Annotated in this window: 12 protein-coding genes; 2 read left to right on the plus strand and 10 right to left on the minus strand. The window is 74.1% G+C overall.

Translation table 11 applies throughout. The features are described 5' to 3' along the window. Nucleotides 1–57 precede the first annotated feature (57 nt). From H9652_RS18860 to H9652_RS18900, 9 genes are all read right to left on the minus strand, one after another. Complete coding sequence (locus H9652_RS18860; protein ID WP_191798275.1) at nt 58–1,464, minus strand: alkaline phosphatase family protein; 1,407 nt, start codon at nt 1,462–1,464, stop codon at nt 58–60. Continuing rightward, complete coding sequence (eboE, locus tag H9652_RS18865; RefSeq protein WP_191798277.1) at nt 1,461–2,750, minus strand: metabolite traffic protein EboE; 1,290 nt, start codon at nt 2,748–2,750, stop codon at nt 1,461–1,463. The genes H9652_RS18860 and eboE overlap by 4 nt, the downstream gene beginning before the upstream one ends. Continuing rightward, complete coding sequence (locus tag H9652_RS18870) at nt 2,750–3,628, minus strand: TatD family hydrolase (RefSeq protein ID WP_191798279.1); 879 nt, start codon at nt 3,626–3,628, stop codon at nt 2,750–2,752. Before H9652_RS18870 ends, eboE begins: the two co-directional genes overlap by 1 nt. Continuing rightward, nucleotides 3,628–4,407 carry an EboA domain-containing protein gene (locus tag H9652_RS18875; RefSeq protein WP_191798280.1) on the minus strand — a complete coding sequence of 260 codons (780 nt, stop codon included), beginning with the start codon at nt 4,405–4,407 and terminating at the stop codon, nt 3,628–3,630. Before H9652_RS18875 ends, H9652_RS18870 begins: the two co-directional genes overlap by 1 nt. Further along, nucleotides 4,404–5,333 (minus strand): sugar phosphate isomerase/epimerase family protein, encoded by a 930-nt coding sequence (locus H9652_RS18880; protein ID WP_225228482.1) that lies wholly within the window; start codon nt 5,331–5,333, stop codon nt 4,404–4,406. Before H9652_RS18880 ends, H9652_RS18875 begins: the two co-directional genes overlap by 4 nt. After that, the gene (locus H9652_RS18885; protein WP_318244276.1) at nt 5,330–6,352 is read right to left on the minus strand and encodes an SCO3242 family prenyltransferase; all 1,023 of its coding nucleotides are present in this window, start codon (nt 6,350–6,352) and stop codon (nt 5,330–5,332) included. Before H9652_RS18885 ends, H9652_RS18880 begins: the two co-directional genes overlap by 4 nt. Then, nucleotides 6,349–7,569 (minus strand): inositol-3-phosphate synthase, encoded by a 1,221-nt coding sequence (locus H9652_RS18890; RefSeq protein WP_191798282.1) that lies wholly within the window; start codon nt 7,567–7,569, stop codon nt 6,349–6,351. The genes H9652_RS18885 and H9652_RS18890 overlap by 4 nt, the downstream gene beginning before the upstream one ends. 366 nt (nt 7,570–7,935) lie before the next feature. Then, entirely contained in the window at nt 7,936–9,435 is a 1,500-nt protein-coding gene (locus H9652_RS18895; protein ID WP_191798284.1) for a hypothetical protein, read from the minus strand. A gap of 56 nt (nt 9,436–9,491) precedes the next feature. Then, nucleotides 9,492–10,097 carry an RNA polymerase sigma factor gene (locus H9652_RS18900; RefSeq protein WP_318244277.1) on the minus strand — a complete coding sequence of 202 codons (606 nt, stop codon included), beginning with the start codon at nt 10,095–10,097 and terminating at the stop codon, nt 9,492–9,494. A 144-nt stretch (nt 10,098–10,241) separates the two neighbouring features. Here H9652_RS18900 and H9652_RS18905 point away from each other — a divergent pair, with 144 nt between their 5' ends. Both H9652_RS18905 and H9652_RS18910 read left to right on the plus strand, forming a co-directional pair. Continuing rightward, the gene (locus H9652_RS18905) at nt 10,242–12,071 is read left to right on the plus strand and encodes a DUF4012 domain-containing protein (protein WP_191798288.1); all 1,830 of its coding nucleotides are present in this window, start codon (nt 10,242–10,244) and stop codon (nt 12,069–12,071) included. 182 nt (nt 12,072–12,253) lie between these two features. After that, nucleotides 12,254–12,973: a peptidase gene (locus H9652_RS18910; RefSeq protein WP_191798290.1), complete on the plus strand. Its 720-nt coding sequence runs from the start codon at nt 12,254–12,256 to the stop codon at nt 12,971–12,973. A gap of 107 nt (nt 12,974–13,080) precedes the next feature. Here H9652_RS18910 and H9652_RS18915 read toward each other — a convergent pair whose 3' ends face one another. Further along, entirely contained in the window at nt 13,081–13,767 is a 687-nt protein-coding gene (locus H9652_RS18915; protein ID WP_191798292.1) for a hypothetical protein, read from the minus strand. Nucleotides 13,768–13,975: the final 208 nt, after the last annotated feature.

Here is a 13,975-nt window from a genome sequence, read left to right on the forward strand (position 1 = left end):
CAGAGCGAGCGTGGCCCCATGTTCACGCTCGTTCTGACAAGTCCGTGGTCCGCGTCCTCAGACCTTCACGCCGAGGTTCTGCATCTCGAGCACGAGGCCCTTGATCGCCGCGGCGGGCACCTGTCCCCCGCGCTCGACGAGCGCGGCGACCGACGCCGGGATCTCGGCCTCCGAGCACAGGATCAGGGGTGTGTCGGCCGCGGAGTCGGGCAGCCGTCCGTGCGTGCCGCGCACGTAGGACGCGTCGAGCGGGACGGTGCTCATGGCGTAGCGGAGACCGAGCTTCTTCTTGACGAGGTTCATGCCGGCCTTGGCCTTGGCGAGCGGGTCGGCGGGGTCGAAGAACAGCTCGGCGGGGTCGTAGCCGGGCTTGCGGTGGATGTCGACGCCGCGCGCGTACTCGGGGGCGCGGGCGTCGTCGAGCCAGTAGTAGTAGGTGAACCAGGCACCAGGCTCGGCGACCACGACGAGGTCGCCCGAGCGCTTGTGGTCGAGCCCGTAGCGGGCCTGCGCCTCGCGGTCGAGGACCTCGTCGACGCCGGGCACGCTGCGCAGCAGGTCCTGCACGCGCGCGAGGCGGGACGGGTCGTCGACGTACACGTGAGCGACCTGGTGGTCGGCGACCGCGAACGCCTTGGACGTCCACGGGTCGAGCTGCTCCTTGCCGTCCTGCACGTAGACCTCGAGCAGGCCCTCGCGGCGCAGGATGCGGTTGAGGTGCACGGGCCGGTTCGCCTCGGCGATGCCGTACTCGGAGACCACGACGACCGCGACGCCGTTGTTGGCCGCGTCGTCGAGCAGCGGGGTGAGGACGGCGTCGAGCTCGGCCGCGGCGGCGTCGGCCTCGGGGGCGTCGGGGCCGAAACGCTGGAGGTCGTAGTCGAGGTGTGGCACGTAGGCCATGGTGAGCTCGGGCGAGTGGGTGCGCAGGACGTGCCGGGTCGCCTCGACGATCCAGGCGGAGGACGCGATCGCGGCCGTCGGACCCCAGTAGGTGAACAGGGGGAACTCGCCGAACCGCCCGGTGAGCTCGTCGTGCAGCGCGGGCGGGCGGATGTACGCGTCGGGCGACTTGCGCCCGTCGGCGTGGTAGATCGGGCGGGGCGTGACGGTCACGTCGGTCGTGGCGCCCATGGCGTACCACCAGCAGACGTTCGCGGTGCGGTGGTCGGGGTTCGCGCGCCGGGCGGCCTCCCAGATCTTCTCGCCCGAGACGAGCTTGTTGTGCTGGCGCCAGAGGAACACCTCCCCGAGCTCGCGGAAGTACCAGCCGTTGCCCACGGCGCCGTGCTGGGCGGGGGCGAGCCCGGTCATCATGGTCGCCTGGACGGTGCACGTGACGGCGGGCAGCACGGTCGCGAGCTGGGTCTGCCAGCCGCCCGCGGCGAGCTGCCGCAGGCGCGGCATGTGGGCGAGGGCCTTCTCGGTGAGCCCGACGACGTCGAGCAGCAGCACGGGCTTCATGCGAGGACTCCTGAGGTCTGAGGGGTGGTGGTGGAGAGCGCGGGCCCGAGCAGGTGCTCGGTGGCCCACCGCAGCTCGGCGGCGATCCCGGCGACGAGCGGCCGGTCCGCCGAGGGTGACGCGTCCTCCACCGACGGTGACGGTGCCGGGGCCGGGAACGCAGGCGAGCCGGGCGGCAGGACGGCCCACGTGTAGGTCTCGACGTCGAGGTGGGCCTCGTCGCCGTGCGGCGCGGCACGCACGGCCGCGACGGCGTCGCGCAGCACGTCGGTCGTCGCCGCCAGGGGCGGGGCGGGCTCGTGGTGCAGGGGCACGTGGAAGTGCACGCGCCACGGCCCCTCCCCCGGTAGGCCGGGCGCCGCACCGGCACCCAGGGCGTCGGGCAGGTCGTCGGCAGGCAGTACGTCGCCGCCCGGGGCGAGCTCGCGCACCTGGTGGATGTAGCGCTTCTCGACGAACTGCCCGACGGCGTCGCGCGCCCCCGGCGCGGACGGCTCGGCGAGGTGCAGCGCGGCCGAGGCCTGCACCTTGACCACGCGCAGGCCGGCCCCCGTGATGCGCTCGACGGCGGCGGCCGGGTCGGCGAACGAGACCGCGAGGTGGCACGTGTCGAGGCAGACGCCCACGAACGCGGGGTCGATGCCGCTGCTCACCTGCTCATGAGCCCGACCGACCGGGCCGGGCGCGAGCCGCGCCTCGAGCCAGGTCACGACGTCCTCGACGGTGTCGAGCACGCACCCGGGCTCGGGCTCGACCGCGACGCGCACGACCTTGCCCGTGCGGGCGGCAAGGTCCCGCAGTCCCGCGGAGAGGTCCTCGAACGCGCGCGTCGCCGCGGCGTCCTGGGCGGGCGACCACGCGACCCCGTCCGGCTCGCGCCAAGCCAGCGGGAGCGTCGAGATCGACCCGTCCACGCCGTCGGGCAGGAGAGCCGCGAGGACCTCGGCGCACTCGAGCGTGTAGGCGAGGCGCTCGGCGTCGGCCCACGTGGGCGAGTAGACGGCGAGCTTGACGACGTCGTCGTGGAACCCGCCGTAGGGGAACGCGTTGAGCGTGTGCACCTGGAGGCCGTGCTCGTCGAGCGCGGCCCGCAGCCGGGCCATGTCCTCGGCCGCGCGCGGGGACGCCGAGAGCCGGTGAGCGAGCGAGGCCGGCAGCCACAGCCCGACCCCGAGCACGTCGAGCCCGGCCGCCTTGCGCACGGGCCCGGCGTACCGGGCGAGCTGGTCCACCACGCCGTCGAGGTCCTCGGCGGGGTGGACGTTGGTGCAGTACGAGAGCTGCATCAGACCCGGGCCCCGCGCAGCACCGAGCTGCCCTCGTAGCTCGCGGACGCAGCGGGGGCCTCGCCCTCGACGAAACCGGGCACGGGGTCGAGCAGCAGGTTCCCCGACTGCCCGTAGAACGCCACGGGGTTGCGCCACAGGACCTTGTCGACCTCGTCGTCGCTGAACCCGGCCGCGAGCATCGCCCGCCCGGTCTTGAGCGTCTTGAGCGGGTCGGAGCGTCCCCAGTCCGCGGCCGAGTTGACGAGCACGCGCTCGGTGCCGTGCTCGAGCATGATCGCGACCATGCGGTGCTCGTCCATCTTGGTGTCGGGGTAGACCGAGAAGCCCATCCACGCCCCGGCGTCCTTGACGAGCGCGACGTTGGTCTCGTTGAGGTGGTCGACCACGACCATCCCGGGGGCGATCCCCGACTCGCGGACGACGTCGAGCGTGCGCCGGGTCCCGACGAGCTTGTCGCGGTGCGGGGTGTGGACCATGACGGGCAGCTCCGCGTCGACCGCCATCGCGAGCTGGCGCGTGAACGCCTCGTCCTCGGCGGGCGTCATGGAGTCGTAGCCGACCTCGCCGACCGCGACCACGCCGTCCTTGGCGAGGTAGCGGGGGATCTCGTCGAGCACCGGGGTGCAGCGCGGGTCGTTCGCCTCCTTGGGGTTGAGGGCGATCGTCGCGTGGTGGCGGATCCCGAACTGCGTGGCCCGGAACCGCTCCCATCCCAGCAGCGCGTCGAAGTAGTCGAGGAACGACCCGACGGTCGTGCGGGGCTGCCCGAGCCAGAACGCCGGCTCGACGAGCGCGCGGACGCCCGCGGCGTACATGGCCTCGTAGTCGTCGGTCGTGCGCGAGGTCATGTGGATGTGGGGGTCGAAGATGCGCATCAGGCGTCCTTGCTGTGGTTCGCGAGAGAGATCGTGGGCACGGTGGGCAGGGTGGGGGCGCCGGTCCTGTCGGGCGCCCCGGGCGCGATGCGCGCGACGTCGTCGGGCACGACGCGCCCCGCGGCCCGGCGCTCGGCCGCGAAGTCGCGGGCCATGCGCGCGAGCTCGTCGTCGGCGCGGTCGTCGAGCCCGGCGACCGCGTCGAGGCTCACGCCCATGAACACGAGCTTGAGCACCGCGTGGCGCCACGCGTGGTCGTCGAGGTGCGCGGCCGCGAACGGTCCGACGGCCGCCGCCACGAGGCTCTGGTCGTTGGCGCGCAGCGCGTCGGCCGCGAGCGTCGTCCCGGCACGGACTACGGCAGGCGGCAGGGTGTCACTGGGCTTCCCGGCGAGGGTCAGCGCGTCGAGCCCGCGCAGCACGCCCCGCCGCTCGGGCGTGTCCCCGCGCTGGTAGGTCTCGGTCAGGCGCGTCGCGAGGGACTCGCCGTCGGGCGGCAGGGCGCCCGCGAGCGCCACGACGAGGCGGGCGCGCGCGGCGTCGTCGAGCGTCCCGTGCAGGACCCCGGCGGGGTCCAGGTCGGGGTCGAGGGACGTGCGTCCCACGGCGCGTCCGGCGCGTGCCAGGTGCCCGACGGCGGAGCCCGGGTCTGCGGCGACGTCGCCGCACGCCGTGGCCAGCCAGGCGGCCTGCTCGTCGGTGAGGAGGCCCGCGAGGGCACCTGGATCGCCTGCGGTGGTCGGGCGGCCCGGCGCGTCGGTGAGGTCGGGGGTGGTCATCGGAGTGCCTCCTGGGGTGTGGATGCGGAACCTGTGGTGGTCTGGTGCCAGGCGGCCCAGGCACCCGTCATCGCGGCCATGCTGCGGTGCGCGAGCCCGGGGGCGTCGTACGAGTGACGGGGCAGCTCGACGGCTGCGACACCCGTGTAGCCGATCTCGCCGAGCGTGCCCAGGGCGAGCGCCAGGTCGAGCTCGCCGTCCCCGAAGGGCAGGTGCTCGTGCGCGGCGGGGCGCATGTCGTCGACCTGCACGTTCAGCAGGTGAGGGGCCGCGGCGAGCAGCGCGCCGCGCACCCCGTCGGGCTCGACGACGACGCAGTGCCCCAGGTCGACCGTCACGCCCAGCTCGTCGGGAGCGCCGACGTCCTCGCGCAGCCGCAACGCGTCGGCGACGGTCTCGACGAGCATCCCGGGCTCGGGCTCGAGCGCGAGCCGGACCCCGTGGTCGCGGGCGTGGGCCACGACGCGCGGCACCCGGGCGAGCAGACGCTCCCACCCCTGCTCCGCCGTCGTGCCCGCGGGCAGAACGCCCGAGAAGAAGGACACGCACTCCGCGCGCAGGCCCGCCGCGACCTCGACCGCGCGGCACAGGAAGCGGACCCGGAGGTCCGCGAGGTCCGCGTCGGGGTCGAGGAACGTCGGGTGGTGCTTACGGAACGGGTCGAGCAGGAAGCGCGTGCCCGTCTCGACGACCACGCGCATCCCCAGGTCGTCGAGACGACCGCGCAGGCGGGCGACCTGCGCGTCCGCGTCGTCCGCGAACGGGTCCAGGTGCGGGTGCCCGAGCGTCAGGGCCACCGCGCCGTACCCCTCGTGCGCGAGGACGTCGAGCGTCACGTCGAGCGGGTGGTCGGTGAAGCCGTTGGTGCCGTAGCCGAGGGTGTACGGCATGCGAGGGACGGGGGCCGGCACCGAGGTCTCGCTCATGACTCGCTCAGGCCCGGGTTCGGGCTCACGCTGCGCCGCCCCCGGGCCCGCAGGGCACGCCCCGCGAGCTCGACCCCCGCGAGGACCGCGACCGAGCCCAGGCTCCCACCCCGCGCCGCGAGCGCCGCCTGGAGCGGGACCATCGACCGGATGCCGGCCTTGGTCGCCGCGAAGGCGTTCTTGGCGTCCGGAGAGCCCACCGCAGCGGCCTGGTGCGGCAGGCACGAGGCCACGTAGACCCCCGCCGAGACGAGTGCGGCCGCCGCCGAGACGACGGCGCGTGCCCGGCCGAGCGTGTCCACCTGCCCGCCCGACGACCGGACCGCCGACGGCGCAGAGGCGAGCGCCGCCGTCGGGCGCGTGCGCAGCGAGCGCAGCGCACCCACCGTGACCGCGCCTGCGACGCCCACCGTGCCCGCGGCCACCGCGGCGGCGACGGGCTGCGTCGTGCCGTGGACCTCGCCGCGCGAGAGGACCGTGACCCCGGCCGTGTGCACCGTGAGGGCCGCCGCCGCCGGGAGCGCAGCGCGCACGCGGCCCAGACCCGCACCCATGAGCACGTCCAGGCCCCGGCAGGCCGCCATGACGGCGGGACCGGTCGCGTGGTTCTTCGCGACCAGGTCGTACGTCCACACGCTCGCAGCGAGCGGGACCGCGAGCGCGAACGAACGCCGACCACCTCCGACCCCCGCGAGCGCGAGCCCCACGACCGTGAGCCCCGACGCGACCCCGAGGGCCTGCGCGGGCGAGACCCGGCCCGAGGGCAGCGGGCGCTCCGGGCGCTCGACCGCGTCGAGCTCGCGGTCTGCGTAGTCGTTGAGAGCCATCCCGCCCGCATACAGGCACGCGGACGACAACGGCAGGAGCGCGAGGCGCCACGGCCTCACGTCGGTCCCGGCCCCGGCCGCGGGGCGTGCGGGGCCGAGCCGACCGCCCGCCGCCGCGCCGGCGAGGGTGTCCCCCAGGACCGACAGGACCGCCGGGGCCCGGACCAGGTCGAGGTAGTCGCGCAGCGTCACGGCTCGCCGACCTCCGCGCGTGCCTGGTCCGCCTGCGCGCTCGTCCGGTGCGCCCACACTCCCAGCTCGCGCGTCTGCTCCGCGAACGAGTGCACGTCCGAACCCCACGGGTCCTTGAAGAAGAAGCCCATCTCCGGCACCGGCCCGGACAGGCCCGCCGCGTCCGCGAGCGCCAGCAGGCGTGCCAGGTCCAGCACGAGCGGGGCGGCGAGCATCGAGTCGTACGCGCTCCACGTCGTCTGGAGCGTCAGGCGCGAGCCCAGGAAGCCCTCGACGTGGATGTGGTCCCACGCGACCTTGATGTCGCCCAGGTCGGGGACGTTGTCGATGTGCAGCGGGGTCACCTTCGTCCCCGTGAGGTCCTGCAGCCCACGGTTCTTCGAGACGAGCTTGCTCTGGACCGCGTGCGGGTCCGCGAGCGTCGCGCCGTCGCCGCCCCCGAGAAGGTTCGACCCGGCCCAGGACAGCACGCGCAGCCCGCGGGCCGCGAGCGCCGGGGCCAGGACGGACCGGAGCCACGTCTGACCGGTCTTGCCGTCCTGTCCCGCGAACGGCACACCACGCTCGACCGCGAGGGCGTGCAGCGCGGGCAGGTTCATGCTCGCCGACGGCGTGAAGCCCGCGTACGGCGCCCCCGCGAGGAGCGCCGCGTACGCGGTGACCGAGCTCGCGGGCAGGACCTCGCGCTCCGGGTCCTCGATCGCGGCGCGCAGCAGGTCCAGGTCGTCGAGCTCGGCAGCCGGGTCCGGCAGGGGCTCGGTCGAGGCGAGGTCGACCACGACGACGCGAGCCAGGCCGTGGCGCTCGCGGAAGGACCGGATGTCCGCGGCGAGGCGCTCGGCGCTCGCCGCCTGGGAGCCCGTGCGGTGGGCGGGGTCGTAGCCGGGCCTGATCTCTGCGTCGGCCGCGTCGAGCTGGGGGCGCACGGCCTCGAGGAGGCGGTACGGGATCATGCCCGCCTCGACGAGCATCTCGGCGCGCTTGCCGAGCGGGGTGTCGCTGATGTCGTGGCCGCCGACGACGAGGTCGGTGAACGCCGGGAGGGCGACCGTGTCGAGCGGCGACTGCGCGGTGACGCAGCCGGTGGGGGCGCTGAGCCCCGAGGCGATCGCGGCCAGGCCGAGCGTGGCGGTCGTCGCGACGGATCCTCGTGCCCCGACGAACCAGATGCCGGTGCGGCCGTGGTCCCAGGTGGGCTGGTGGGGTGAAAGGTGCATCGTCGCTCCTGGTCCCGTCGGTCCCCGCTGACAGGACCGAAGTGCGGAGTCGAGGGCCTCGTCGCCCTCGACGGGCTCCGTCCCGTGGCGGGCACGCTCGCGCGAGCGAGGCGTGCCCAGTCCTGCCGGGCTGGTGGCCGTGCAGCGACCCTAACCCCCCTTTTGTCGATGGTCAATCAAAAGCCGGATGGCTGTTGCGCCGACTCTCAGATTCGACGACAAAAGAAAGGTGCCGAGGGCAACGCTCTCGCGTCACCCTCGGCACCCCCCGGCGCGTCACCCTCGGCGCCCTTGCGCGTCACCCTCGACGAGGACGGCGTCACCCTCGGCGGGCGGGGGCGTCGCCCGGCGAGGTGTGCCGGCCCGTCAGCCGGCCGGCGAGAAGTCCAGCTCGTCGTCGGCCACCGCGATGACCGACCACGTGCTGCCCTCCGCGTCGCTCAGCTCGTACGACGGGACCAGCACCGCTCCGCCGTCTGCCTGGTAGTGCACGGCCCAGCCGAGCCGTGCCGACGTGATGGTCACCTCCTCCACGGGCCAGGAGAAGGCAGCGCCCGCGTCGGCGGTCGGTGGGACGCCCGGCACCTCGGGCTCGACCGGCGCGACGTCCGTCGTGGCCCCGTCCAGCAGCACCGACGCGTCCCCGCCGCGCGCATAGGCGATCATCCCCGGGCTCCCGAACCGCGGGTCGCCCAGACGCTCGACGGCCGCCGTGGGGCTCACCACGGCGTAGTCCCCCATCGAGACGGTCGGGGCGAGCGAACCGTAGAGCGACGACAGTCCCGCGCCCGAGTAGGTCATGCTCCACACGATGCCGGTCCGTTGTCCCTCGACCACCTGGGCTGCGCTCACGGCGAGCACCTTCCCCGCGCCGTCGTACGACTCGGTCGTGTACTCGAAGGCGGCCGGGTCGAGGCCGAGCGAGCCGAGCACGTCCTTGCTCGTCGAGATCGCGGCGTCGGGCGCGGGTGCCGGGCCGAGGTCGGACTCGCCGCACCCCGCCTGCGGGTCGATCTCCATCTCCTCGGTGGTCGCCGTGCCGCTCCCGGGGGTCGCGACGACGGCACATGCCCACGGGTCCTTGCTCGGGTCGTTGAACGAGACGCTCGTCGTACCGTCCGGCTGGACGCTCACGGTGGGCCCCTGCCCGTCGTTCGGCCCGACCGTCCACGCCCCGTACTCCTGCCGGGGCTCGCCTGCGACGCTCAGCGCCGAGGCCACCTTCTCGGCGGTCTCGGCCGAGAAGGTGCCTGCGGCGTCGAACGCCCACGCGGGAGCCGACGTGCCCCCGGTCCCGAGCCCTGCGGACGTGAACACGGTCCGCCCCCCGAAGCCAGGCATGCTCGACATCTTCGCGTCGGCGGCGCCCATGGCCGCCCCCTCGGGCGCGGCCCCCCGACTGCCCGCCGCGAGGTCCTGGAGGGCGATGGGCGCGTCCGCGGTCGCGACCGATGCCCCACCCCCCGAGCTCCCCGCGCTCCCGAGCGCGTACCCCCCGACACCGAACGCGAGAACGCCCGCGACGGCCGCGGCCGCCGCCCCGACGAGCGGCACACGGCGCCGCTTCTTCTCGCGGTGCACGGCGAGCTCGTCGGGCGCGTCGGTCGCCCCGCCCGACGGCGTCGCACCGGCCGTGGCGTCCGGCTCCCCCGGACCGGTGGTCGGTGCGGGACCGTAGGACTCCCCCAGGTGCGCCCGCACGGTCGCGTCCTTCGCGGCGATGGCCGCGAGGTCGGGGGTCACGGTCGCGGCCGGGTCGGCGTCGCGGACGCGCTCGTACGCCTCGTCCGGGGTCCGACCGGCGTCGGGTCCGGTTCCGGGTCCGGTTCCGGGGGCAGATCCAGGGGCCTGGTCGTCGGTGCTCATCGGGAGCCTCCAGCTCGTCGATCCGGGGGCCCGGATCCTCTACCCCGTCTGTGTCGTCACCGCTCGGACTCTTGCACGGGCCGCGAGGACTGCGCGGGCTGTGCGGCGGCGCGGGCGCGGACCTGGGCGACGGGCAGCTCGCCCGTGTCGCCGGCGCGCGCCTGCGCGGCCCAGGCGTCCCGCAGGCGGGAGCGCGCTCGGGACAGGGCGGCGTCCGCGCCGCCGCGGCTCACGCCCAGCACCTGCGCGAGCTGGTCGCCCGTGAGGCCGTCCCAGGCGTTGAGGAGCAGGATGCGCCGGTCGCGCGGGGCGAGCACGCCGAGCACGCGGCGCACGTGGTCGTCGGACAGCGCGAGGGACTGCGGGTCGACGTCGTCGGCCTCCTCGGGCACGTCGGCCACGAGGACGGGACGCATCTTGCGTCGGTGGTTGGCGAGGACGAAGCCTGCCGTGCGGTAGAGCCAGGGCAGCTCGGCCCCTTCGGGGACGTCCTCCCGGCGCCGCCAGGCCGTCGCGAAGACCTCCGCGGTGAGGTCCTCGGTGTCCGGGGCGGCTCCTCCCGCACCTGCGGGGAGCCTGCGCCGGAAGTAGCGGTAGACGGCAGTCGTGTGCGCGGTGAAGAGCGCCTCGAACCAGGCGTCGTCGCGGGTCGGGGGCGTCACTGAGGCTCCAGGTGGGATTGCCGGCATCGTCAACCTCCCTGTGTCGTGGCACCGTCGATCCTTGCAGGAGCGCCGCGGACCACCGTCGGGCCATGCGGCCCGCGCCCGCGCGTGCTGCTCCGATCATGCCTCTACCCTGATGCCATGAGCGCCACCGACGACGCAGGCCCGACGACGCCACCGACCTCTCGCCGTCCGCGTCGCGCGGGGCGTCGTGCAGGCTGGATCGTCCTCACGATCTTCCTGGTCCTCGTCGGGTTGCTGGTGTGCGCGGGCCTCCTGGTGCGCGACGCGCTCGCCGCGCGCTCGTCCCTGACCGACGCGATCGACCGGCTGCCCGCGGTCGAGGAGGCGCTCCGCGCCGGCGACGGCGCCGCCGCCGAGGCCGCGCTGGCCGAGGTCCAGCCCCTCACGGCCGACGCCCGCAGCCACACCGACGGCCCCCTGTGGTGGGTGGCTGCTCGTCTGCCGTTCGTCGGTGCCGACGTGAGCGCGTTCTCGACCGCGGCCTGGGCGGTCGACGAGATCACGCAGGACGTCCTGCCTCCCCTCACCGGGGCCGCGGCGCTCGTCTCGGAGGGCGGGATCCAGGTCCAGGGCGGGACGGTCGACCTCGCCCCCCTCACCGCCGCCGCGCCGGCGGTCGCCGAGGCCGCCGACACCATGTCGACCGTCGTCGGTCGCGTCGGCGACATCGACGTGTCCGCGCTGCAGGACGTGCTCGCCGGTCCGGTCTCCGACCTCCAGGACAAGGTCTGGACGCTCGACGGGCTCGTGGCGACCGCCCACCGCGCGACGACGCTCCTGCCCGCCATGCTCGGGGGCGACGGGCCACGGACCTACCTCGTCATGGCGCTCAACAGCGCCGAGCTCCGCTCCCCCGGCGGCATCCCCGGGTCGTTCGCCGTGATCGGCACCGACGCGGGGCGCATCACGCTGCTCGACCAGGCCTCGACGCAGGACGTGGGCCCCTTCCCGGAGGGCATCGGCCCCCTGGCCCCGGCCGACGAGGAGCTCTTCGGACCGAACATGGCCGTCTACGTCCAGGACACCGTGTACACGCCCGACTTCCCCACCGCGGCTCCCCTCGCCGCGGCGATGTGGGAAGCCTCGAAGGGGCAGGCCGTCGACGGTGTCCTGACCCTCGACCCCGTCGCGCTCTCCTACCTGCTCGAGGCCACCGGCCCGATCGACGTCGCGGGCGCCACGATCGACGCCGGCAACGCGGTCGACGTCCTCCTCTCCGACGCCTACGCGGAGCTCGAGCCCGGCCCCGAGACGGACGCGTTCTTCGCCGCGGTGGCCGCGCAGGTCCTCACCACGGCGCTGTCGGGCGACACGGACCCGCAGAGCCTGCTCGGCGCGGTCCAGCGCGCGACGAGCGAGCACCGCGCCCTCGTGTGGTCGAGCCACGAGGACGAGCAGTCGATGCTCGCCGACACCGTGGTCTCTGGCGACATCTCGTCGTCCGACCGAGCCGCGGACACCGTCGGCGTCTTTTTCAACGACGCGACCGCGGGGAAGATGAGCTATTACCTCGACTCGGCCGTGCAGCACGTGTCGAGCGAGTGCACGGCGTCGGGCCGCGCGGACACGTTCCAGGTCGACCTCACGTCGACGGCACCCGCCGACGCCGCGACCGACCTGCCCTGGTACGTGACCGGTGGCGGGATCTCCGGGACCCCGCCCGGGAGCATCCGCACCGACCTGTTCCTCTACCCGCCCCGAGGGGGGCGCATCCTGAACGTGACCGCCGACGGGACGCTCGCAGGCAGCGAGGTCGTCGAGAACCAGGGCCGTGCCGTCGCGACGCTCCCGCGAGAGCTCGCCCCAGGGCAGAGCACGAGCGTGACGTTCACGGTCGCGACCACCGACGGCGACGGTTCGTCGGGCACGCGGTGGATCGATCTCTGGTCGACCCCGACCGTCGACCAGCCGGGGCTCGCGACGATCGAGGTCCCTGTCTGCGGATGACCGCCGGAAATCACGGCGAGACAACGATTTCCCAGGAATGTCTTTTCACCCGGACAACCGTCCACTTCCTGACCGATAGTCGCTACCCTCAAAAGTCCAGGGTCCAGTGACGGTACGAAGGCACGCCGAGGCTTCGACCCTCCCTTTCATCGACCGCCACGACCAAGACTGGTGAAGACGCCATGAGCACTTCAAGGACCACACTCTGGGCGCGGGGGCTCCTCGTCGCAGGGCTCGTGGGTGCGACGGCTCTCGTCGGCCCCGCGGCGAACGCTTCCGTCGAGTCCCCCGAACCGCCCCCGGCCGGGGGCGACTACGTCGAGACGACGCCGCCTCCCACGATCGAGCTCACGGTGCTCCAGCCCGTGTGCGACGGCGACGTGCCCTACCTCGAGTACGACGTCGACGTGACAGGAACCCCGAACGACACCGTGACCATCACGTGGCTCAACCCGTCGGGCGCGAACGTCGTCCAGGCCGGGCTGCCCCTCTCCGGTCGTGTCCTGTGGCCTGGAGCCACGGTGGACGACGCCGGCAACCCCACGGGCTGGCCGGGCTGGGTCTTCGAGAACGGCGAGTGGGTCGAGGGCGGCACCTTCGGCTGGGTCCGCCCGACCGTGAACGTCCTCTTCCAGGTCAACCCCGAGACCACGGTCTCGGTGGACTACCCGCCGTCGAGCCCCAACTGCAACACGAACCCTCCGGGCAAGACGACGCCCCCGGGGACGACGACGGTCGACGGCAAGGTCACGACCGTCTCCAACAGCGCCGGCGCCGAGGAGAGCGGGCTCGCCGCGACGGGCGCGACGGTCGGCAAGTTCGTCGGCATCGGCGCAGCGCTCCTGCTGGTCGGTGGCGGACTCGTGCTGGTCGCGCGTCGCGGACGCAAGAGCGACGCCTGACGCACCGCACCCCGTGACAGCAGGAAGGCCCCCGGGGGTGTTGACCGGGGGGCTTCCTGCTGTGCGGCGGGCTCAGGCGCCGGTCGCGCCGCGCGGCACCGGGAGCGCTACGCCGAGGCGGTCGCCCACGTCGCGGCGTACAGGCGCTGCTCGAGCCCCTCGAACGCCCAGCGGTCCGCGATGAGGGTCGGCCCGTTGGGCGAGTCCGGCACGAACCACTGCATCTGCTCGACCGTCATCTGCTCGGCACCCGAGGCGTCGACGCAGCTCAGCTCGAAGCGCGTGAGGGTCGCGGGCTGCCCGTCGATCTCGACGTCCAGCTTGCTCGTCTCCGTGGACGCGCCCACCGTGAGCTTCCCGGTCCCGGGGCAGAAGGACCCCTCGGGGACGTAGGCCTGGGTCGTGTCGACGTCGGCGACCGGGTCGCCGTTCAGGACGTCGAAGGTCGGGCACGCCTCCGACTCGGGGCACCCACCCGCGCGCACCTGGGTGAGCCCCTCGGAGGGCTGCACGACCGACCAGTAGTCGGCCGCGAAGAGAGCCAGGGGGCCGACGTCCACGGTGTTCGTGTGCTGCCCCTCGTGCCCGTCGTGGGTGTCGGCGGCCGCCGGGCCGGAGCCGGACGGGTCGGTGCTCGCGGTGCCCTTGTCCGTCGCTCCACCACCGGAGCACGCCGAGGCAAGGAGCCCCACTCCCAGGACGACCCCGACGAACGGGACCAGACGCGCACGTGCGGTGCCACGCCGTCGGGCCTGCGGGGACGTCGCCGCTGCTGCGGCCGAAGAAAGGATCACTCGGTGCTGGTGCACGGGTACTGCCTCACTCATGTAGGTCGGCCCCGGCGTGACCCACTGGGGAGGGTCGCGCCGGGGCCTCGGACGATTTCACGCTACTGATGGCTGCCGGAAAGGGTGATGAGGGGATCCCACATCCTTGCCGGGGAGGTACGGGTAATCCCGTACCCGACGACGTCCATGGGGCGGGCGGGCCGGCCGAGGCGGG

Source organism: Oerskovia rustica (genome assembly GCF_014836555.1).
Lineage (GTDB): Bacteria > Actinomycetota > Actinomycetes > Actinomycetales > Cellulomonadaceae > Oerskovia > Oerskovia rustica.